General features: G+C 65.2%; 18 protein-coding genes. 9 read left to right on the forward strand and 9 right to left on the reverse strand.

What is annotated here, in order from left to right:
- Window positions 1-20: 20 nt before the first annotated feature.
- Genes JJ896_14915 through JJ896_14925 form a run of 3 tightly spaced genes read left to right on the forward strand, consistent with a single transcriptional unit; the run spans window position 21 to window position 3,362 of the window.
- Window positions 21-1,157 carry a type III polyketide synthase gene (locus JJ896_14915; GenBank protein ID MBO6780943.1) on the forward strand — a complete coding sequence of 379 codons (1,137 nt, stop codon included), beginning with the start codon at window positions 21-23 and terminating at the stop codon, window positions 1,155-1,157.
- Window positions 1,157-2,254: a methyltransferase domain-containing protein gene (locus tag JJ896_14920; GenBank protein ID MBO6780944.1), complete on the forward strand. Its 1,098-nt coding sequence runs from the start codon at window positions 1,157-1,159 to the stop codon at window positions 2,252-2,254. The genes JJ896_14915 and JJ896_14920 overlap by 1 nt, the downstream gene beginning before the upstream one ends.
- Complete coding sequence (locus tag JJ896_14925) at window positions 2,247-3,362, forward strand: FAD-dependent monooxygenase (GenBank protein ID MBO6780945.1); 1,116 nt, start codon at window positions 2,247-2,249, stop codon at window positions 3,360-3,362. Before JJ896_14920 ends, JJ896_14925 begins: the two co-directional genes overlap by 8 nt.
- Here JJ896_14925 and JJ896_14930 read toward each other — a convergent pair.
- The 3 genes from JJ896_14930 to JJ896_14940 all read right to left on the reverse strand — a co-directional run bounded on the left by JJ896_14930 (window position 3,355) and on the right by JJ896_14940 (window position 8,180).
- Window positions 3,355-6,276: a hypothetical protein gene (locus tag JJ896_14930; protein ID MBO6780946.1), complete on the reverse strand. Its 2,922-nt coding sequence runs from the start codon at window positions 6,274-6,276 to the stop codon at window positions 3,355-3,357. The two genes, JJ896_14925 and JJ896_14930, sit on opposite strands and share 8 nt — an antisense overlap.
- A gap of 95 nt (window positions 6,277-6,371) precedes the next feature.
- Complete coding sequence (locus JJ896_14935) at window positions 6,372-7,310, reverse strand: pyridoxal-phosphate dependent enzyme (GenBank protein MBO6780947.1); 939 nt, start codon at window positions 7,308-7,310, stop codon at window positions 6,372-6,374.
- Between the two features lie 201 nt (window positions 7,311-7,511).
- Complete coding sequence (locus JJ896_14940; GenBank protein MBO6780948.1) at window positions 7,512-8,180, reverse strand: response regulator; 669 nt, start codon at window positions 8,178-8,180, stop codon at window positions 7,512-7,514.
- A 182-nt stretch (window positions 8,181-8,362) separates the two neighbouring features.
- On the opposite strand from JJ896_14940, the gene JJ896_14945 reads away from it, so the two are divergent.
- Window positions 8,363-9,787, forward strand: coding sequence for an aldehyde dehydrogenase family protein (locus tag JJ896_14945; protein ID MBO6780949.1), 1,425 nt, complete (start codon window positions 8,363-8,365; stop codon window positions 9,785-9,787).
- A 31-nt stretch (window positions 9,788-9,818) separates the two neighbouring features.
- On the opposite strand, the gene JJ896_14950 is transcribed toward JJ896_14945, so the two are convergent.
- Entirely contained in the window at window positions 9,819-10,580 is a 762-nt protein-coding gene (locus tag JJ896_14950) for a 3-hydroxyacyl-CoA dehydrogenase (GenBank protein ID MBO6780950.1), read from the reverse strand.
- A 77-nt stretch (window positions 10,581-10,657) separates the two neighbouring features.
- Between JJ896_14950 and JJ896_14955 the strand changes: the two genes are divergently transcribed.
- Window positions 10,658-12,091, forward strand: a complete 1,434-nt coding sequence (locus tag JJ896_14955) for a hypothetical protein (GenBank protein ID MBO6780951.1) — start codon at window positions 10,658-10,660, stop codon at window positions 12,089-12,091.
- A gap of 1 nt (window position 12,092) precedes the next feature.
- Here the strand turns inward: JJ896_14955 and JJ896_14960 are convergent, their stop codons facing one another.
- The 5 genes from JJ896_14960 to JJ896_14980 form a co-directional block, all read right to left on the reverse strand.
- Window positions 12,093-13,568 carry a T9SS type A sorting domain-containing protein gene (locus JJ896_14960; GenBank protein ID MBO6780952.1) on the reverse strand — a complete coding sequence of 492 codons (1,476 nt, stop codon included), beginning with the start codon at window positions 13,566-13,568 and terminating at the stop codon, window positions 12,093-12,095.
- Window positions 13,569-13,708: 140 nt separating this feature from the next.
- A complete protein-coding gene (locus tag JJ896_14965) occupies window positions 13,709-15,352 on the reverse strand; it encodes a T9SS type A sorting domain-containing protein (GenBank protein MBO6780953.1) in 1,644 nt (547 codons plus the stop codon).
- Window positions 15,353-15,431: 79 nt separating this feature from the next.
- Window positions 15,432-16,388, reverse strand: a complete 957-nt coding sequence (locus JJ896_14970) for a GDP-L-fucose synthase (GenBank protein ID MBO6780954.1) — start codon at window positions 16,386-16,388, stop codon at window positions 15,432-15,434.
- A complete protein-coding gene (gmd, locus tag JJ896_14975) occupies window positions 16,385-17,434 on the reverse strand; it encodes a GDP-mannose 4,6-dehydratase (protein MBO6780955.1) in 1,050 nt (349 codons plus the stop codon). Before gmd ends, JJ896_14970 begins: the two co-directional genes overlap by 4 nt.
- Window positions 17,431-18,777 (reverse strand): UDP-glucose/GDP-mannose dehydrogenase family protein, encoded by a 1,347-nt coding sequence (locus JJ896_14980; GenBank protein ID MBO6780956.1) that lies wholly within the window; start codon window positions 18,775-18,777, stop codon window positions 17,431-17,433. The genes gmd and JJ896_14980 overlap by 4 nt, the downstream gene beginning before the upstream one ends.
- 243 nt (window positions 18,778-19,020) lie before the next feature.
- Here JJ896_14980 and queE point away from each other — a divergent pair, with 243 nt between their 5' ends.
- The 4 genes from queE to JJ896_15000 are packed head-to-tail and all read left to right on the forward strand — an operon-like array spanning window position 19,021 to window position 22,245.
- On the forward strand, window positions 19,021-19,707 hold the full coding sequence (queE, locus tag JJ896_14985; protein MBO6780957.1) for a 7-carboxy-7-deazaguanine synthase: 687 nt from the start codon (window positions 19,021-19,023) through the stop codon (window positions 19,705-19,707).
- Window positions 19,704-20,915, forward strand: a complete 1,212-nt coding sequence (locus JJ896_14990) for an endonuclease/exonuclease/phosphatase family protein (GenBank protein MBO6780958.1) — start codon at window positions 19,704-19,706, stop codon at window positions 20,913-20,915. Before queE ends, JJ896_14990 begins: the two co-directional genes overlap by 4 nt.
- On the forward strand, window positions 20,915-21,337 hold the full coding sequence (locus JJ896_14995) for a YjbQ family protein (GenBank protein ID MBO6780959.1): 423 nt from the start codon (window positions 20,915-20,917) through the stop codon (window positions 21,335-21,337). Before JJ896_14990 ends, JJ896_14995 begins: the two co-directional genes overlap by 1 nt.
- Entirely contained in the window at window positions 21,334-22,245 is a 912-nt protein-coding gene (locus JJ896_15000; GenBank protein MBO6780960.1) for an alpha/beta hydrolase, read from the forward strand. The genes JJ896_14995 and JJ896_15000 overlap by 4 nt, the downstream gene beginning before the upstream one ends.
- Window positions 22,246-22,255: the final 10 nt, after the last annotated feature.

Here is a 22,255-nt window from a genome sequence, read left to right on the forward strand (position 1 = left end):
GCCCGTCACTTGTCGCGCCCATGGCCTTTATCCACAGCATCGCCACCCGCGTTCCGCGCCACGCCTATCCGCAGGAGGAAGTCGGTCAGGTGCTGCGCGCCGCGCTGGAGCCCGGGGGGCGCGGAGACCGGCTCTCGCAGAAGATCTACCGATCCTCGGGCATCGAAACCCGCCATTCCGTCATCAGCGGATACAAACCGGGTACGGGCGATGGGCTCTTTTTCGATACGGATACGGGTCGATTCATGTCCCCGACCACCGGACAGCGCAACGACCTGTATGTGGCGGAGGCCAAGCCATTGTTTGTGGAGACGGCCAGGGTAGCCTTGGAAGCATCTGGGTTCGCGCCGGAAGAGATCACACACGTGGTGACCGCGTCCTGCACGGGATTTTTTGCTCCTGGTCCGGACTACTACATCCTGCGGGACCTGGGCTTGCCGCCGTCCACGCAGCGCTACCACGTAGGGTTCATGGGATGCTTTGCGGCATTTCCCAGCTTGCGCATGGCCGCATCGTTTTGCGCGAACGACCCAAACGCCGTGGTGCTGGTGGTCTGCCTGGAACTGTGCACGCTGCATCTGGAGCCTTCCGAGGTGGTGGACAACATCATCGCATCGGCCGTCTTTGCCGACGGCGCCGCGGGCGTGGTTGTTTCTTCCCAACCGCCGGCCGGGGTGGCGCTGGACGGTGCACTCGCGGGACCGCATCGGTGCGAGTCAGGCCTCGAACTCACCGCCTCCTCTACCCGGCTCGCGCCGAACTCCGAGGACGACATGGCCTGGAACATCGGCGACCACGGGTTCGACATGGTGCTCTCCACCTATGTGCCCAGGGTGCTTGGCACCGAAATCGGAGGCGTCGTGGACGACATCTTGGGCGATGCGGGGCGCGGCCGCGAGGACGTCGTTCACTGGTGGGTGCACCCGGGTGGCCGGGCGATTATCGACCATGTCCAGGAGGCGTTGGCGCTGGAAGACATCTCGCTGGAGCCGTCGCGTGATGTGCTGGCGCGGTACGGCAACATGAGCAGCGCGACGATTCTGTTTGTGATACAGGAGGCGCTCCGGCGCGGGGACATGAGGACCGGTGAGCTTGCTTACGCAATGGCCTTCGGCCCCGGCCTGACCGTGGAGAGTGCCCTCTTCCGGGGCGTGTAGTGCCGACCCTGATACTCAGGGACCGGCAGCCGGAACTGGTCGAGCTGATGGATGACCCGGCATGTGACGCTCGCATGCTGGCGCGCACGTACGCCAACTTCCGGGTGGTAAATCGACTTCTTGCAGGTTGGCGTGGTGTGTTTGCCCGGCACTTCGAAGCGCGCTTGCGTCAGGGACCCGCGACGCTACTCGATGTCGGGTGCGGCGGAGGGGACGTCGCGCGGTACCTGCACGCCCTGGCGGCGCGGCGGGGGTTCTCCCTTGCAATAACGGGCATTGACCCCGACCCGCGGGCGGTGGCGTTTGCGGTGGGGGGCGCTGCGGGGCACGGGGGTGCGGCGGGGCTCGGCGGTGCGGCGGGGCTCGGCGGCGGTGCGGGGCGTGGCGGCGCGGCGGGGCGTGGCGGCTCGGCGGGGCTCGGCGGTGCGGCGGGGCTCGGCGGCGCGGGAGGCGCCCCCCCGGGTCGATCCGACGCAAACATGGAAAAAGGCCATCTCTTTCCACAAGTCAGCTCCGACCGCGAATCCGAAGGTGGAAAAGTGGGCCCGAATTACACATTCGAAGGCTCCGAAACTGCGGAGACGTATAAAAACAGGGGCGTTTTCTACGATGGGCAGGGCGCGGGGGGCGCGCGAGGAGCCGACGGCCCGGTAAGCTCCGGCGGCTCGACGGACGCAGACGGCCCGACAGACGCAGGCGACACCCGCGCCACAGCGCCCCCTCCCCCCGCGGCAACCCTCCAGTTCCGCGCAGCCCACTCGTCAGACCTCGTCCGCGAGGGCCGGCGGTTCGACTTCGTCATCAGCAACCACGTGCTGCACCACCTCGACGCCGAAACGCGCGAGGTGCTTCTGCAGGATTCCCAGGCGCTGGCGACACACACCGCGGTTCACAACGACATTCGCCGGGACGACTTGGGCTACCTGGGGTTTTCCGTGTTCGGGCTGGCCTTCCCCGGATCGTTCATTCGAACGGACGGCCTGCGCTCCATTCGTCGGAGCTACACTCCCGCCGAGCTGGCCGCGGTGCTGCCGGCGGGCTGGCGGGCGGAGCCCGCCTGGCCGTTCCGGCTCCTGGCAGTGTGGCGACATGATTGACGTGGCGATTGTCGGGGGTGGTCCTGTAGGCCTGGACCTGGCGAACCGCCTGGTCCAGGCCCACAGGACCGTGCGCGTGCTGGAGAAGCGAGCCGCCATCGGCACGCACTCCCGATCCATCGGCATTCATCCGCCCAGCCTGGAGATGCTGCGCGAGACGGGAGTCACCGACGAGCTGCTGGCGCGCGGCGTGCACATCCGGGAGGGCATCGCCTACGTGTCAGGCCGGGAAGCGGGCCGCATCGACATGAGGTTGCTGCCTCCTCCCTTTCCGTTCGTGCTGGCCATCCCGCAGTACGTCACCGAGCAGGTCCTGCAAGACCGGCTGCCTGCCGAGTGCATCACGCGCGGCGTGGAGGTGACCGCACTGACCCAGCATCAGGATCGGGTGGTCCTGCAAACTCCTGACGGACCAGTCGCCGCCCGGTTTGTGGTGGGTGCCGACGGACAGCATTCGACCGTGCGCACCCTGCTGGGTATCCCGTTCCGTGGAGGCGCCTACCGGGACCGATATCTCATGGGCGACTTCTCGGACACCACGGATTTTGGTGAGCGTGCCGCCATCTTCCTGGACCCAGACGGGCTAACCGAGGCTTTTCCCCTACCCGGCAAGATCCGGCGGTGGGTGGTGCGCTTGCAGGACCGTGACGACGCAGAAGCCGACGTTCACCGCCTCATCCATCTGGTACGACAGCGCACCGACCACCGACCGGACCCCGCCACCAACACCATGCTGTCCGCCTTCCGGGTCTACCGCCTGCTCGCTGAGCGGCTGAACCACGGCCGCGTGATCCTGGCCGGAGACGCCGCACACGTAGTCAGCCCCATCGGCGGCCAGGGCATGAACGTCGGCTGGCTGGACGGCCGGCACGCCGCCGGAATCCTGCAGCAAGCCCTGGACGGCGCCGACCACCGGCCTTTGTTCGAGGCCTACACCCGCCGTCGCCGCCGCACCGCGCGGCAAGCCGCGCGGCGCGCCGAGTTCAACATGGCCTTCGGCCGCCCCGGACCGCTGGCGCCCTTCATGCGAGCGGGGGCCAGAGCGATCCTCTGGCCCCCGCTCGCACGCCTGGCCGTGCAGCGCTTCACCATGCGCGGACTTACTTGATGCCTTCCGGCCTCGGCTGGGGCTCGCCTGCACCACGACCGCCTCGCGGGCTGGTGATCTTCAGCTCGCCGGAAGCCGTCTCGCCGTCCACGTCAATCTGCACCGTGTACGTTCCCGGCGTGAGATACGTGTTGCCGTCTCCCGCCTCCTCCGGCTCGCCGGGAAGCGCATCGACATCCTGGGCCGTCAGGCCGTAGTCGATGTAGTTGAGGCCGCGCCACATGGGCAGCGTGCCCTCAAAGACCAGCGCGTCCTCATGCATGACGCGGATCGTCACCAAACCGTCCCGCCCGATCCAGAACGGCAGCTTCACCGACGGCTCGTTCGTACGGCCGTAGCCGAAGTCGCGCCCCCAGAACGGGCTGTGGCCCACATCGTCCATGTCAAACACGTGCGCGTTCCGGGCCATGAGATCCCCGGTGAGCTGCTGCACCTCCTGGATGCTGCCGATGTAGATCGAGCGCCCATGCGTGCCGACCACCAGGTCCTTCTCGCGCTGCTGCACTTTCAGGTCATGCACCGGCGAGCCGTGCAGGCCCTCCATGAAGAGGTGCCACGTGACGCCGCGATCCAACGAGGCATACGCCCCGTGGTCCGTGCCCACATACAGGATATCCTCGTTCTCGGGGTCCTCAACGATCACATTGACCGGCTCATCCGGAAGCCCCGCATCAATGCGTCGCCACGTCGCGCCGAAGTCATCCGACGCGTAGACATACGCATCAAAGTGATCCCAGCGGTAGCCGTTCAGGGTCACGTACACGCGTCCCACTTCGTGATGGGAAGCCTCCACGCGCGACACCCACAGGTTCTGCGGCATATCGTCGGAAATGCGCTGCCAGGACACGCCGCCGTCGCGCGACACGTGCACCAGCCCATCGTCACTGCCCGTGTACAGTAGTCCAAACCGAAGCGGTGACTCGTCGATCGTCGCCAGGGTGCCATAGGGCACATCCCCCCGGCGACCGCCAAGCGTCAGGTCGGGGGATATCGCCTCCATCTCCTCGCCCTGCAGCATGGAGCGATGCAGCCGGTTCGACCCGTAGTAGAGGATGTCCTGGTTGTGCCGGCTCAGATGGATCGGCGTCTGCCAGTTGAAGCGCAGCGGCCGCTCGCCCAGCTCATGACGCGGCCGGATGCCGGCCCGCGAACTGTTGTCCCCGGTGGGAACGCGCGAGTAGAAACCGAACTGGCTGCCCGTATAGACGATGTCGTTCGTGCGCGTATCGACCTCTACCTGCATGCCATCGCCGCCGGCCAGCCGACGGTACGGATACCGCCCGGCACCGACCCAGCCGGTGTTCGCCTGGTAGTTGCTCGGCCCGTACCACACGCCGTTGTCCTGCAGGCCGCCGTACACGTTGTAGGGTTCGGCGTCATCCACCTGAATGGCATAGAACTGGCCGACCGAGGGCGTATTCAGCTTGGCCCAGTTCTCGCCATCGTCCCAGGTCATGTTCAGACCGCCGTCGTTGCCGTTGATGATGTGGCCCACACGACGTGGGTTGACCCACATGGCCTGGTGGTCGGCATGCACACCCGGGCCGCCGATACTGGTCCAGGAAGCGCCACCGTCCTCGGATTTCAGGAGCGGCACACCCAGCACGTACAGCCGGTCCGGCGTATCGGGCGCCACCCGGATTTCGCCGAAGTAGTAGCCATACGAGTTGTACAGGCCGTTCAGGTAGTCCTCATGCGTGCGACTCCAGGTCTGCCCGCCGTCGTCAGAGCGGTAGACCTCGGCGGCAATCACCGGCGTGTTGAACAGCAGCGAGTTCGCGTCCTCCACGAACTCCACCAGCGCCACCGGCTCGATCTCCCCGTCCCGCACCATCTGGATCACGCGGTCCGCGGAGTACTGCCGCGGAAAGCGCTCGGCCTGCAGATAATCCGCCACCTGCTCCCTGTCGAGCAAAAGGAAGTCCCGGCTGGACATGTTGCGGAGCGCATCGCGCGTCAGTCCCTCTTCCTCTTCTTCCTCGTCCTCGGCCGGGCGCCGATCGTAGTTGTCCAGCAGCGCATACATGATGTCCGGGTTGTCCCCGTAGACCGCAAGGCCGATGCGCCCCACCAGGTCTCCCTGCGGAAAACCGGACTCGGGCGTCGACAGCAGCGTCCACGTCTCCCCCGCATCGTCCGTGCGCCAGATGCCGGAGCCCTCGCCGCCCTCGACAAAATTCCAGGCCCGCCGCTCGCGATGCCAGGTGGCGGCGTACATGACGTTCGCATCGGAAGGATGCTGCACGAGGTCGATCACGCCGGTGTGCTCATCGACCGAGAGCGTATTGCGCCACGTCTGGCCGCCGTCGGTAGTCTTGTACAGTCCGCGGTCGGGCGATGGGGAATACAGCGGCCCGACGGCCCCGACAAAGACGGTGTTCGGGTCTTCGGGATGGATCAGGATGCGTCCCGTGCGCTGCGTGGCGGCCAGCCCCATGTGCTGCCAGGTGCCGCCGCCGTCGTCCGAGCGATAGACCCCATCGCCCGCATAGGAGCTCCGGCTGGAGTTGTTCTCCCCCGTGCCCACCCAGATGACGGGCTCGCGATTCGGATAGTCCGTCCAGTCCACGGCGATGTCGCCGATGGTCATCACGCCCTGGTTGTCAAAAACGGGCTCGAAGGAGACGCCGTTGTTGTCCGTGCGCCAGAGGCCGCCCGAGGCGTAGGCCACAAAGAAATGGGTGGGGTCCTCAACCCACGCGTCGATGTCGGTGACGCGTCCGCTCATGATCGTCGGCCCCACGTTGCGGAACGGCACGCCCCCTACCACGGACGACATGGCCATCGACTTCCGTTTTTCAACGGACTCCGCGCGCTCCTCGGCGGAGGTGGCAGGCACGTCTGAGGTCATTTCCTGGGCGATGGCCGGAGAGGCGGCCAGAACGAGCAGGAGTAGTATCGAAGTCAGGCGCATGGCGGGGCGGGAGGTTGTTGAGGGCCGCCAAGTTCGGGGATGGGGTGCGACCGCGCCAGACCGGCGGGCGTCGCCCGCTCCAGTACCGGGCGGCCTCAGGCCACCACGGCACGCACCGTATCCAGCGCGACGTTTCGCCCGCTCAGGACCACCACCGTCGGCCCCGAGACCTGCACGGCCGGATCCAGACAGGCCGCCACGGCCACCGCCGAACTCGGCTCAATCACATAGTGATGGTGCTCCAGCATCCATCGCATGCCCATGGCGATGGCCGGCTCGGAAACCTCAATCACCTGCTTCACCCGGTCCCTCAGAGCGGCGAATCCCGTTTGCCCGATGCCTCCTTCCAGGCCGCCGGCGAGCGTATCGCCCGTTTCCAGACGGGTCACCGCACTTCCCAGCTTCAGAGAGCGTCTGAGCGCCGGACTTGCGGCCGTCTGGGCTGCTACGAGGCGAGCCGGGGCCTCATCGCACGAAACCATGCCCCCGGACATGCCGCCGCCGCCCACTGGCACGACCACGGTTTCGACATCCGGGACCTGACGCCGAATCTCAAGCATCAGCGTGCCGCCGTTGGCGGCGAGGATGCGTTCGTCGTCATAGGCGCTGAGGAACGGGATGCGTGCGGCCTCGATTTGCCCGAGCGCCCAGAGCTCCGTGTCGTCGAAGCCGTCGAACTCGCTGCGAACGAGCTCCGCGCCGAGGGACTCCAGGTGGGCGGCCTTTGCAGCATCCACCGATCGGGGCACGTAGATGCGCACCTCGAGACCGAGCATGCGGCCGGCCCAGGCGACGCCGATGCCATGGTTGCCCGCCGAAACCGTGGCGACGCGGGTTTGGCCCGCTTCCTTCAGCCGGCTCAGCGCGAACCAGGCGCCTCGGATCTTGAACGAGCCGGTGATCTGCAGGCATTCCAGTTTGAGGTGGACCGGTACCCCCAGGTGATCCGACAGGGGCTCGCTGTATTCACACGGCGTCTCGCGGATAACCGGTGCGAGCGCAGCTTCGGCCTGGTGCACAAGGTCCTGGAACATGCGGCGCCAACGCCGGGGAGCCAGGAGGGGTTCAGTGCCAGGTGCGGCGGCTGGTCCGGTGCGGTCGCGACGCGGGCTTCAGTGCCGGGTGCGGCGGCTGGTCCAGTGCGGTCGCGAGGCGGGCTTCAGTGCCGGGCGCGACGGGCTTCAATCTCGGGCGCGCGGCCGCGCTGGATGCGGGGCACTAGCACGACCCGAGCCTCACGCGGCGCGGGTCTCCCTGCGTTTTGCGCGTATGATCGCCTCCTGCAGCTCTTCCGTGCGCACGGGCTTGCCCAGGTAGTCGTCGGCGCCGGCGCGGCCGCAGGCCTCGCGATCCTCCGGAAGCACGGCCGCCGTCAGCGCGACAATCCAGGGCTGCCTCTCCGAGGGGATGTGGGCGCGGATGTACCGGGTTGCCTCGAGGCCGTCCATGACGGGCATCTGGATATCCATGAACACCAGGTCGAAGTCGGTCCGTTCAACGGCTTCGCAGGCCTCGCGACCATTTCCGGCAGTTTCGACGCTATGGCCGAGCTTCTCCAGCAGGCGCGTAATGACCCTACGATTTATCAGGTTGTCCTCCACGAGGAGGAGGCGGCTGCCCGCCTGGGTGGCCTCGGCCTCTTCCGGCCGCGCGTCGTCCCAGACCTCCAGGGACCGCGGGCGCACGCTTCGGGGCGAAGCCAGCCGTTCGCTCATCTCCTCCAGCAAACCCGCGACGGCATCAGTCCCGTTGCGAATCGATTCCAAATACTCGGCCTGCTCCGGGTCGAGCGGGGTAGACGCCAGCAGGCCCGTCACACCGACGATGGCGTTCATGGCCGTACGGATCTCGTGGTTGAGCCGATTGAGATCCTGTCGTTGATACTGGTCCGCGTTCTGCGGCATGGAGCGGAAGAATGGTGCCTAGTGCCTCAGCGTCAGTATCGGCGAGCATCGCGGCGCCGTTAATACAGATTTCCAGTAGTCCTGCCTCGAAATCACGCCCTGATCTGGTGGCACCAGATGCGGTGGGTCGCGTACTATGCGTTTCTGCCCGGTGGCGCCCCGGGCCCATCAGTTGTGTTGTAATGGAAGAGATTCTCTCACCTGCTTTGACCGACGGCGTCAATCCCCGGCTGATGGACCAGCTGACGACGGGAGCGATGCTACTGCGCGCCGAGGGTGCTTCGGCCCGCATCGACCGCCTTCAGCGTTTGCGCGAGGCCATCCTGAACCATCGGGAAGCCCTCTACCAGGCGTTCATGGACGATCTGGGCAAGGACCAGGATTCGGTAGACCTCCAGGCACTGCTGCCGATCGGCATGGAGCTGGAGCACACGGTCGCGAACGTGCGCAACTGGATTCGCAGCCGCCGCGTGGCGTCGCCGTTGCCATACCGGGGCTCTCGCAGCGAAATCCATGTGGACCCGAAAGGTGTGGTACTCATCATGGGCGCGTGGAACTATCCGTTGTTGCTGACCCTCGGGCCACTGATCAGCGCGGTCGCGGCCGGGTGCGCGGTGTGCATCAAGCCTTCGGAACAGGCACCAGCCGTCGCGGCCGTGGTGGAGGACATTGTCGACGCCTGCTTCAACGATGAAGAGGTGCAGGTTGTCCAGGGGGACGCGCGTATTGCGCAATCCCTGACGGCGCTGCCGTTCGACCACATTTTCTTTACCGGCAGTACCCGGGTGGGCGCCCTGGTGATGCAGAAGGCCGCCGAGTCGCTGACGCCGGTGACGCTGGAGCTGGGCGGCAAGTCACCGACCATCGTGGACCAGACCGCGGACCTCAAGCGCGCCGCAGAGCGCATCGTCTGGGGCAAGTTCACGAACAGCGGACAAACCTGCGTGGCCACGGACTACATCTATGTGCACCACACCCGGCAGGACGCACTGGTGAAGGAGCTTCGCACGCAGATCGCCAGGCTCTACCCGACCGAAGAGAGCACCGGGCGCATCGTGAACGCCGGGCATCACATGCGCCTGGCCGCGATGACTGCGGACGCGGTGGCACATGGCGCGAAGATCGTCGAGGGCGGGGGCACCTCCGTGGACGACCTGTGTATCGAGCCGACCATTCTCACGAATGTGGATCCGAACTCGCTCGTGATGCAGGAGGAGATCTTCGGCCCCATCCTGCCGGTTCTGCCCTACACCGACCTGTCGGACGCCATCGACGGCATCAATGAGCGGCCCGTTCCCCTGGCGATGTACGTGTTTACGGCCCGAGAGGGGGTGGTGCGGCGCCTGCTGAAAGAGACGAGGAGCGGCGGCCTGGTCGTGAACGACACCGTAATCCAATACGGCAACCCCCACCTGCCCTTCGGCGGCGTCGGTGCCAGCGGCATCGGCCGTGCGCACGGCTACTGGGGCTTCCTGGAGTTCTCCAACGTGCGCAGCGTGCTGCGGCAGCGCCGCGGCTGGTCGTGGACATCCCTGCTCTACCCCCCGTATACCGGGTGGAAGAAGCCGGCCATCACGTGGCTGCTCAAGAAGTTCGGGATGCGGTAACGGGCGATGGGCTCTGCGGCCCACTCAGGGACTACTTCGGCCCCATGCGGATCGCGCCGTCAAGCCGTATCACTTCCCCGTTCAGCATGCGATTCTCCACGATGTGCTGGGCCAGAAACGCATAGTCCTCCGGCGTGCCAAGTCGCGACGGGAACGGGATCTGGGCAGCCAGCGACTCCTGCACCTCCGCCGGCATGCCGGAGACCATGGGCGTCAGCATCACTCCGGGCGCAATGGTCACGACGCGGATGCCGAGCCCCGACAGATCACGGGCGATGGGCAGGGTCATGCCGACTACGCCCCCCTTCGACGCACTGTAGGCCGCCTGCCCGATCTGACCGTCGTAGGCGGCGATAGAAGCGGTATTGATGATCACGCCGCGCTCGCCGTCCTCGCCTGGCTCGTTGTCCGCCATCGCAGCTGCGGCGAGACGGATGACGTTGAACGTGCCTACCAGGTTGACCTGAACAATCCGGGCAAAGCTCTCGAGGTCATGGGGTCCCTTGCGCCCCAGCGTGCGCCGGCCTACCAGGATGCCCGCGCAATTGACCACACCGCTGACCTTGCCGAACGTCTCCCGACATGCCTGCACCGCGGCCTGCGTGCTTTCTTCGGAGGTCACGTCCGTGTGCACAAAACGGGCACCGATGCGCCGGGCGTGCTCCTCACCGGCTTCCTGGTTGATGTCGGCCACGACCACGTTGGCCCCGTACTCGCGAAAACGGGCGGCCGTGCCGGCACCCAGACCCGAACCACCGCCGGTCACGATAAATGCGCTTCCCTTGAGATCCATGGCAACTAGTTTTGTGCTATCCCGTGCAAGCTAGCGCCGCCAGCCATGAAGCGGCCACGAATAGACTTCCCCCTGTGATGCGCCGACTGTTTCTGCTCCTGGTTCCGACTGTGTTCGTGTTCGCCGCGTGCGACCCGGGCACCGACCTTGGCGAGGACCCCGAAGAATCGACCTGGGACGTCATCCAGGCCCGGATCCTGCAGCCCAAGTGCGCCGAGGCCTGCCACGCGGCCGGCACCACGCATGCCGAAGCCTCCGGGCTGGTTCTGACCGCGGATGTGGCCTATGAGCAGCTTGTGGGTGAGCCGCCCACGAACTCTGCGGCCCGGAACGCGGGACTGCTGCGTGTGCATTCTTCCCCATCGACAGATCTGTATCAGAGCTATCTCTGGGTCAAGATCAATGCGCCCGAGCAGGACCGGCTCTACAAGGACACGCCGGAGTTCGGCTCGCTGATGCCCCTGGGCACCCCACCGCTGACCTATGGTGAGCTCAACTACATCCGGCGCTGGCTACTGGCCGGAGCACCGAAAGACGGCGTTGTGGCCGACGAGATCGTACTGACGGATACCGCTACGTACCGCCAGCAGCATTACGAGCCGCTGCCGGAGCTGGCGTTTGAGGAAGGCATCTCGCTGCGGCTGGAGCCCTTTGAGGTCGCGCCGAACTTTGAGCGCGAGTTCTTTGTGCGGGATCCCTACACACTCGATCAGGACCGGCTGATCAAGCGGTCCACGATGTCGATGCGTCCCGGTTCGCACCATTTCATCGCCTACACATTCTCGGATCGCACTCCGGCGAATCGGCTGCCGCTCAAGGGGCAAGTGCGCGATCTTCGGCAGCCCAACGGCGCGCTGAACGGCGGCGTGTTTCAGCAGATGCAGTACCACGAGTTCTTTTCGGGCACACAGTGGCCGCGCATGGACTACCGTTTCCCGGACGGCGTGGCCCTGCATGTGCATGAGGGCACCACGTTCGACATGAACTCGCACTACGTGAACCTGACGTCGGAGCCAGCCATCGGCGAGGTGCAGGTCAACCTGGAGTTCGCCCAGCCCGGTGAGGTGCAGCACGTGGCCCACGTGCTCAACCTGAACAACACTGAATTCGAGTTGCCGGCGAGGAAAGTGACCACCGTGTCGCGAACGTTCCGCGCCAACGAGCGGCTGAATGTCTTCACGCTGTTCAGTCATGCGCACAAGCACATGATCGAGTTCCGCGTCGAGATCTCCGGAGGCGCGCGTGACGGCGAGATGGTATACCTGGCCACCGACTACGAGCACCCCCCGATTCTGGAGATTAGCCCGCCTTTGGTGATCGAGGAGGGTCAGGGCCTCCGGCTGGTCACGACCTACAACAACTGGACGGACGAGACCAAGCGCTTCGGATTTCTCTCCACGGATGAGATGATGATCCTCTTCGGCTACTACTACACGGACGCCGGAAAGGGGTGGGAGCCGGGACCTGGCGGACCGTTTACGCCGGTTTCGGGCATGGCGACTAGCCGGTAGGTCAGCGCACGAGGATCATCGGCCGGGTGAATACCGATCCACCGATGCGGAAGCGGTAGTAGTAGACACCGGGCGTCAGGCCGGCGGCAGCGAACTCGGCGGAATGCTGCCCGGCATCGTAGGGCCCGTCCGCCAGCGTAGTCACGTGGCGTCCCAGCAGGTCAAAAACGTGCAGTTCCAGGGTGGCGGGCACCGGGAGCTCGAACTCGATCCGTGTGCGAGCGGAAAACGGGTTCGGCCGATTTCCGGAGAGCGCCAGGCGCGCATTGTCCGGAATGTCCGGACTGGGGCGTGCCGAGACCGTCGGTGATGTAATGAAGTCTCGGTTCTCGCGCACGATGTCGGCCACCTCGCGCAGCTTCACGACGGAATCCAACCGGTCGGCGCCTTGTGCCCACAACAGGGCCACTATCATCTCCTGCTCGTCTCCGGGGTCCATCGTGAAGGGTCCGAAGTACATGAACGCCTCCCGGTGGCCGCCACCGAAGCGCTCGCCGGCGCCGTCCATGTTCTCGTTGGACCAGTAGCTGCCGGCGACAGGATCCCCGGGGTACTGGTGCATGCTGCGCCGCTCACCGGGGATTCCGGCGCCTCTTCCAAGCCCACCCTCCACCAGCGGCGGGCCTGATGTGTGGAAGCCACGGGCATATCGAAAATGCTCTACGGTGCGCCAGGGCCAGCAGCAGGAATCGTCCAGTGGGTGCCACGAGGCCGTCAGGCCGATCTCCTGCCCATCGTCCCCAGTGGGGCCCTGGATCAACATGGCGCCGGTGGCGGGAGGCGGCACGTTCGGATAGGCCCGGTCCCTGTCGACCATGCTGTAGAAGTACACCATCTGACGCGTGGTGTCTGTCCCTGAGTAGTCCTCGTACGTATCGCCGGACTCACCATCGACAAAGAAACCGAGGTACACCTGATTCGCGCGCCTGGTGCCGCGGTACGTCACCTGGTACTTCAGGAATGTCTGCTTGTCGAGCACGTCGGCTCGGTCGAAGGCCCAGGCGGACACCCGAACCTCGATTCCGAGCGGACGCGTGGGATTGTGACCTCGGCGCTCCTCGGCTCCCTGGTCGTGCATGACCCACCAGAGCATGTGATCGCCGAGCGCGGCCGGCACGTCATAGCGGGGGTCGAAGGAATCCGGGTTGCCGTCGCCCTCAAGCACGGACGCACCCAGTTCGATGGGCCACTCCACATCTTCATCGTGCTCAATCTGCCTGCGCGAGACGCTCCACACGCGGTCGAAGCGGTCGCACCGCTCCTGCGTCACGTCCTCAACCGACTCGGGCCACGGCCCCGGCGAGAACAGGCTTTCGTATTGCCACGGACTGGTGACCAGGGTATCGCCGCCTACCCTGCCCTGGATGAGCACGGAACTACCCCAGAACGCCTTGACGTCGGAGGACGCGGGGATCTGATACCGCGTCAGCCCTCTTGCCCTGGTGTAATGCGTGCCGTCCAGCGCGAAATCGGCCACGAGGTTCGCCGTCTCGAGCGTTCCCCTGGCGGTGGGCTGCGTGCAACCGCTGCTCTGGGCGAACGCCTGCGCAGGCCCACACAGCCCAATGACCAGTGCACACAGAGCCCATCGGAGAGTGGAGAGTTGCCCGCGCCACCTCACCGCTTTACCACGACCCGGCTCTGACCGTTGGATTTCAGCACGTACAACCCCGCCGGGGCTCGCGCTCCGGAGAGCAGCGTTCCGTCCCACGACGGCGGCTGGAACGATGCCACGCGGCGTCCGAGCAGGTCATACACGTCCACCGAAGAGACTGCGTCTACGGTGAGCTTGTTGACGAACGGGTTCGGCCAGGCCGCCAACATCTCCTCAGCAGGAAGCTCGGCGGATGCGACCGCCGTGGCGTCCGCCGTACCGTAGATGTAGAGCCGCTTCCAGATCGAGACGACCAGATTCAACCGGCCGTCACCGTTCACGTCGGCCAGATCCATGTCCATGCGCCGACCCGGACTCGGCATCTGAAGGACCTGCGCGACCGTCCATCCGCCGGAGCCGTCATTCTCGAGAACCCAGATATGCCCCAGCCGATACATGGACAGAACGGCATCCATGTCGCCGTCGCCATCCAGGTCACCTATTGCTGCCCCGGTCGGCCACTCGGGCATGTCGATACCTGGCCCCTCCAGAAACCCGTTGGGAGCGATCGAAAGCCCCGTTCGAGATCCGAAAAGTGAGTACGTGCGCTCACGACCCCACCCAAAAAGGTCCGCAATCCCGTCCTGATTGAGATCCGCCGGTACTTTCTCCCATGGACTCGGGGTGATTGTGCGGAGGAACGATCCGCGCGGCTCCCAACCGCTTGCGAACTGCTGCCGAATCGAGGCGCCGGGACTCTGCACGAGTTCGGAGACCCCATCGCCGTCAACATCAAGCGCGTGCAGTGGCAGCAAGTGGTCTGCCTTGTAGAGCGTATCCACGCGCAGCCCGGCCTGACTCGTACTCAGTGTCATGATGTAGCCCTCACGGGCCGGGTCGGCCATGATCAGCTCATCCAAGCCATCTCCGTCAAGGTCAAGCGCGTCAAAAAACTCCTGCGCAACCAGGGGCGTCGCGTGTATCTCCCCGCGAACCTGCTGGCCGGGTGCGGTCAGGAGCTCCAGCGCGGGGCCCCTGTCCCACATGAACAGCGGAATCGGGGTAGTGCCCGCTTCTACCAAAGAGAACGGCGTGTCGGTGGAGCGGAGTACGCTCCGAAGCCTGTCCGCAATGATGGCGGCCTCCCCCGATTCCGGCTGAACGATCCATCGACCGGCCCTGTTGGTGATGATCAGGTCCGGTCTGCCGTCCTGTGTGATTTCGACGATGCGCAGCTCGTCGGTGACCAGACCCGGATCCGCTGCAAACAGCGTCCACTCCGAAATGAGCGAGAACTCCAGGGGGCCCACCCGCACTGGAGCCTGAAACCGGAATTCCAGCGGATGAGGCTGGGCCTCTGCACCGTGCAGGGCGTACGAGGCAATCGCCACCCGGACGCGCTCTCCCGCCGAAAACGGCTCTGCGGGACTTAGAACCAGCGTCTCGCCGTCAATTCCGGCATCGAACGCACGGTACCCCGAGTGCCAGCCGATCATGCGGATCCTGTCAGCGGCCACCGAATCCAGCACGGCGTTGAATGTCAGCCGAACTTCTGAGAAGGCCGTGCCGAGCGGGCCAGGCTCGGTGTGGACGAGGCGCATCTGCGCAGCGGCGGGAGCCACGGGAGCGGCCACCATGACGAGCACGAACGATACCAGCGTTCTCATGGCGCCAAAAGTACACCCGCGTCGGCCAGTTTGGCGGCCGTGCCGGTCTGTTCTGTACGACTGGGCGTGTAGACTGGAGCTACGCTTCGTTCTCCAGAAACCAGCGGTACGTGCGCTCCACGCCCTCGCGAAGCCCCACCCGCGCCTTCCAGCCCAACGCGTGCAGGCGACCGACATGCACGAGCTTGCGCGGCGTGCCGTCCGGCTTCGTGAGATCGTGCTCGATCTCGCCCTCGTAGCCCACCACGTCCGCAATCAGCGAAGCCAGCTCGCGGATCTCGATGTCGTCGCCGACACCGATGTTCAGCAATCCGCCCGGCGCTGCGGCGTGCAACTCCTCTTCCGGCGTGCGCAACACGTGCAGCACGGCAGAGGCCACATCATCCACATAGAGAAACTCCCGGCGTGGCGTGCCGGTGCCCCAGAGCACCACCGGCCCACCGGTCTCGCGAGCTTCGTGGAACTTGCGGATCAGGGCCGGCAGCACGTGGCTGGTCTTGAGGTCGAAATTGTCGCCGGGGCCGTACAGGTTCGTCGGCATCAGACTGACGAAATCTGCACCGTGCTGCTTGCGCAGGGCCTCGCAGTACTTGACACCGGCAATCTTGGCGATGGCGTACCACTCGTTCGTGGGCTCGAGCGGCGCCGTCAGCAGGTACTCCTCCTTCAGCGGCTGCGGCGCCATCTTCGGGTAAATGCAGGTCGAGCCGAGGAAGACCAGCCTTTTGACACCGGACTCGAAGGCACTTCGAATGACGTTGGTCTGGATCGCCAGATTGTCGTACAGGAAGTCCGCCGGGTAGGTGTCGTTGGCCAGGATGCCGCCGACCTTCGCGGCGGCGACCACCACGTATTCCGGCATCTCGGCCTCAAAGAAGCGCTGCACCGCATCGGACTGCCGAAGATCCAGTTCGGCAGAGGTCCGGGCGATGACCTCGGAAAAGCCCTCAGCCTCGAGCGCTCGCTGCACCGCCCCGCCGACGAGACCGCGGTGCCCGGCGACGTATATCCGGGACCCCTTGTCGGTCAGGTTCATGCCTTCTCGGCGCGCGCCTGCGCGAGGTCGTGTTCCACCATTTCGGCGGTCATGGTTTCCAGCGTGTAGGTCGGCTCCCAGCCAAGGATGCGTTTGGCCTTGGAGGCATCGCCCACCAGCAGCTCCACCTCTGCCGGACGGTAGTAGCGAGGATCGATGGACACGATCTCCCGCCCGGTGGCCGCGTCATAGCCGCGTTCCTGCTCGCCTTCGCCGCGAAATTCGATGGTCATGCCCGCGGCCTTGAAAGCCATGAGCACAAAGTCGCGCACCGTTTCCGTCCTGCCGGTGGCCAGCACGAAGTCGTCCGGCTCCGGCTGCTGGAGCATGCGCCACATGCCTTCCACGTAGTCCTTGGCGTGGCCCCAGTCGCGCTTGGCGTTGAGGTTGCCGAGGTAGAGCTTGTCTTCGAGACCCTCCGAGATGCGCGCTGCAGCCCGCGTGATTTTGCGGGTCACGAACGTTTCGCCGCGACGCGGGCTCTCATGGTTAAAGAGCACGCCGTTGCAGGCAAACATGCCGTAGGACTCCCGGTAGTTCACGGTAATCCAGTAGCCGTACAGCTTGGCGGCACCGTAGGGCGAACGCGGGTAGAACGGCGTCGTCTCCCTCTGCGGTATCTCCTGCACCTTGCCGTACAGCTCCGACGTGGACGCCTGGTAGAACCGCGTCTTGTCGGTGAGGCCCAGGATGCGGATGGCTTCCAGCAGCCGAAGCACCCCGATGGCGTCCGACTGAGCCGTGTACTCCGGCGTATCGAACGACACCTGCACGTGACTCTGCGCGCCCAGATTGTAGATCTCGTCCGGCTGCGTCTCCTGTACGATCCGGATCAGGTTCGTCGAGTCCGTCAGGTCCCCGTAGTGCAGGTGGAACTTGACGTCCTGCTCGTGCGGATCCTGATAGAGGTGATCCACGCGCTGCGTATTGAACTGGCTCGAGCGGCGCTTGATACCATGGACCTCATAGCCCTTCCCGAGCAGCAGTTCGGAGAGGTACGCGCCGTCCTGCCCGGTGACGCCTGTGATGAGTGCGACTTTGCTCATGCGGATTCAGCGATCATGTGCGGGCGACCCACCGACAGGTAGTCGAACCCGAGTTCGGCCACACGGTGCGGCTTGTACAGATTGCGACCGTCGAATATCACCTTGTTCTTGAGACCGGCGGAGATGCGATCCCAGTCCGGACGACGGAATTCGTGCCACTCGGTGCAGATGACCAGCGCATCGGCACCCTCAAGGGCATCGTACATGTTGGTGGCGTACTCGATCTGATCGCCGAGTTCGCGTTTTGTATTGGCGATGGCCTCCGGATCGAACGCGCGGATCGTGGCACCTTTGGCCAGCAGCTTGCGCACGACGGCCAGCGCCGGGCTCTCGCGGATGTCGTCCGTCTTGGCCTTGAAGGCCAGCCCCCACACCGCAAGGCGTTTGCCGGTCAGATCGTCGCCGAAGCGCTCGGTGATCCAGTTGGGCAGCTTGTCGTGCTGACGGGCATTCACGTTGAGCACCGCATTCAGCGTCTCGAAGAAGTAGCCGTTCTGCTCCGACGTGAGTTTGAGTGCCTGCACGTCCTTCGGGAAGCAGGAACCGCCGAATCCGAGCCCGGGGTAGAGAAACTTGTTGCCTACCCGGCTGTCGAGGCCAATGCCGACGCGAACCTCGTCCACGTTGGCACCCAGATACTCGCACAGGTTCGCCACCTCGTTGATGAAGCTGACCTTCATGGCCAGGAAGGAGTTGGCCGCGTACTTGGTCATCTCTGACGAGCGCTCGTCCATGATCAGGATCGGGTTGCCCTGACGCACAAACGGCTCGTAGATGGAACGCATGATTTCGGCGGCCCGCTCGCTGGATGTGCCGACCACCACGCGCTCGGGCTTCATGAAGTCGGTGACGGCGACGCCCTCGCGAAGGAATTCGGGGTTCGAGACCACGTCGAAGTCGTCTCCTGCCGTGAGGCCATGCTTCTCGAGCGCCTCGCGTACCAGATCGGCCGTGCCTACCGGCACCGTGGACTTGTTGACGACTACGCGATAGCGCTTGGTGGGCTGGGCGGCCCAGTACTCACCGAGGTCGTCAGCCACCTTGAGCACGTAGCTGAGATCGGCGGAGCCGTCGGCGCCCGGGGGCGTCGGCAGGGCCAGGAACAGCACGTCCGCGGAGTCCGCGGCATCCGGCAGGCTGGTGGTGAACGTCAGGCGATGCTCGCGGACCGAGCGCTGCAGGAGACCTTCCAGGCCCGCTTCATAGATGGTGGGTTTCCCCTGGCGAAGCTGGCGGACCTTGGCTTCATCGATGTCAACACAGGTGACTCGGAAGCCGGTGTCGGCAAAACATGTCCCGGTTACGAGGCCTACGTAACCGGTGCCGACGACGGCGATATGCATGGAACTGTTCGGACTTTTTGTAGGGTCACTACCCCGAGGGGCGGTCGGCGAGCCTATCCCACGACCCGCATGCCAGTACCCGAATTCAGCAAATTAAAGATTGGTTCAGCTTTTCGGGCACCGGAGTCAAACTCCACAGACTTTGCACGGGTCTTCGGGAGCGTAATGCCCGGGGTCTTCATTGTAGGCGACTACCTTTAACTGGTCGGGCCACGGCCGGTCCCGGCCTCCATTCCTGTCTGCATGCCCTACGCCGTCAAAGAGATCTACTACACCCTCCAGGGCGAGGGGGTGCACACCGGTCGGCCGGCAGTGTTTCTGCGCTTCTCCGGGTGCAATCTGTGGTCGGGACGCGAAGAGGATCGCGAGCACGCCACGTGTCAGTTCTGCGACACGGATTTCTTCGGCACCGACGGTCCTGGAGGTGGCCGCTACGAGACCGCCTCCTCCCTGGCCGATGCGGTCTCAGCCATTTGGGACCGCCGCGATGCGCCGGAGATGATTCCTGTGGCTGCGCCTGCCGCGCGCGACCTGCCATGGCCGGCGCGTCCGTTCGTGGTCTGCACAGGCGGCGAACCGCTGCTGCAGCTCGATGCGGATCTGCTCGGTGCTTTCCGGGCCCGGGGCTTTCATGTGGCCGTGGAAACCAACGGAACGCTGCCGGTCCCCTCGGGCATCGACTGGCTCTGCGTGTCGCCCAAGGCGGGTGCGCCGCTCATGGTGCGCCGAGGCAACGAGTTGAAACTGGTCTTTCCCCAGGAGGGACTGTCACCGGATCAGTTCGCCGACCTGTCCTTTGACCATTTCTCGCTGCAACCGATGGACGGCCCCGAGCGTGAAGCCAACACGCTGGCGGCTGTGGCGTATTGTCTGGCCCACCCCCACTGGCGGCTCAGCCTCCAGACCCACAAACTGATCGGACTCCCGTGAGACGACTGCTTCTGCTCCTCGTGGTGGCTCTTGCCGCCTGTGCCCCGGCCTCCGAGCCGGAAACCGTGCGTTTTGCGTCCATCAACATCGAGGACATCCGCACAGATGACCTGCGCAATCTGGAACATCCGCGCCTCAAGGCCCTGGCCGCCCAGATCCAGGAGTTGAAGCCGGACGTGGTGCTGGTAAACGAAATCGCGTACGACATGCCGGGCGCACCCGGATATGTCGACGGAGAGTCCTTCGGCCTGAACGCCGAGCGATTCGCGGCCAACTTCCTGGCACGACCGCAAGGGCCGACGCTGCAGGGCATCGAATACACGGCGTTCATGGCCCCGTCCAATACGGGTATCAACAGCGGCTTCGACCTGAACCGCAATGGTGAGGCGGTAACCACCTATCCGGAGCCCCCCTCGGCCGCGGCCGACGGCACACCGGCTTCCCAGACTCCAGGGGGACGGGCATACGGAGACGACTCCTGGGGCTTCGGCACCTTCCCCGGCCAGTATGCCATGGGCCTCCTGGTCCGCACCGACCGCATCGAACTGCTGGCGGATCAGGCGAGGACGTTCCGCCGCTATCCGTGGGCTGCTCTTCCCGATGCGCGGCGGCCGGTAGATCCTGCCACCGGGGAGTTCTGGTACCCGGACGAGGTCTGGATGCGCTTCCCCCTGTCGTCCAAGAGCCACTGGGATGTGCCCGTGCGACTGCCGGACGGGCAGATTGTGCATGTCCTGGCCTCCCACCCCACTCCGGCCGCGTTTGATGGCGACGAGATGCGCAACAAGCTGCGCAACCATGACGAAATCCGATTCTGGGGCGCCTACATCGATGGGCACGAGCACATGATGGACGATGCGGAGACCCGCGGCGGACTTGCCGCAGACGCCGAATTCGTCATCATGGGCGACTTGAACGCCGATCCGGACGAGGGCTCATCCGTGGATGATCCCATCGGCACCTGGCTCTTGTCCAATCCGCGCGTGAACGGCGACTTTGTGCCGGTCGCCGATGAGGCGGGCGTTGCCGCCTATCCGGATCTGGATCCGGACGATACGGCGCGCTGGGGCCTGCGGGTGGACTATGCCCTGCCCTCGGCGGGCCTTGATGTGGTTGGCGGCGGCGTCTATCGGCCGGCAGCCGACGCGCCGGTAACCAGTGACCACTTCCCCGTCTGGATCGACGTGGCCCTCAGGGCTGATCAGTAGTGTGGCTGCAGCGTGAGCTGAGGCTGACCGCGCGGCCGCGGGGCTTCCACCTGGTCACGGGCGATGTGGTCGCGGCACTCCCGGAGCTTTCCGGCGTGCGAGCGGGACTGCTGCATGTGCACATCCTGCACACGTCGGCATCGCTGACGCTGAACGAAAATGCGGACCCGGACGTACGCCACGACTTCGAGCAGCACTTCAATCGCATGGTGCCGGAAAATGCGCCCTACTACCGTCACACGCTTGAGGGCCCAGACGACATGCCGGCCCACATCAAGGGCTCGCTGATGGGATTCGAGCTGACCATTCCCGTCCGGGATGGTCGATTGTGGCTTGGGACGTGGCAAGGTGTGTATTTATGCGAGCACCGGGACCGCGGGGTACCGCGCCGGTTGGCTCTCACCCTGTTTGGAGAATCGTGATGCGCTCGCTTGTTGTGTTGGTACTGGCGCTGGCCGCAGCCGGCTGTGGCCCGGCCGCGAGCGACGAGCAAGGGGTCCGGGAGGTGAATGGGACTCAGTTGTTTGTGCGAGAGATGGGCTCAGGAGCGCCGGTTCTGGTGGTGCACGGCGGCCCGCTCATGGAGCACGGCTATTTCCTGCCGCATCTCACCCCGCTTGCTGACGATTTCCGGCTGGTATTCTATGACCAGCGCATGAGCGGACGCACCCCGGTCGACTCGGTGGGCGGCGTGTCCATGGCGCTGCTGCTCCAGGACATGGATGCGCTCAGGGCAGATGAGGGCGTCGAGCAGATTCACGTCATCGGGCACTCGTGGGGTGGCCATCTGGCAATGCGCTATGCGATGGCCTATCCGGAACGGCTCAGGTCGTTGGTCTTGTCCAACCCGATGGCCGGGAGCCGGGTGCTGTGGATGGAGGAAGAGGCTGAGCTCGCGGCGCGGGCGTCCGATGCGGATCGAGCAGAGCGGCAGGCCATCATGGCCACCCCTGCGTTTTCCAGGTTCGATCCGGCGGCGATTGATCAGCTCATGCGCGTGTCATTCCGGGTGCAGTTTGCCGATACCGCCCGAATGCACGGGCTGAGCATGTATTTCCCGGACGACTATGCCGACCGAAGCAGCCGATTTGGGGCGCTGTTTGCGGAGATGATGGCGTACGACTTCCACGACGCGCTGGGCTCATTCGAGGCGCCGACGCTGCTCGTCTACGGTGAGGAAGAGCCGGCGGCGACGATTGGTGGTGTAGCGCTTCTGGAGGCGTTGCCGAATGCGGAAATCGTGCTCGTTCCGGATGCGGGGCACTTCCCGTTCATCGAGCAGCCGGACGAGTGGCTGGAGGCGGTTGGGGGATTCCTGAAGGTCAGGTGACGTGACCTCT

The sequence above is a fragment of the Rhodothermales bacterium genome (genome assembly GCA_017643395.1).
Taxonomy (GTDB): Bacteria; Bacteroidota; Rhodothermia; order Rhodothermales; family UBA10348; genus JABDJZ01.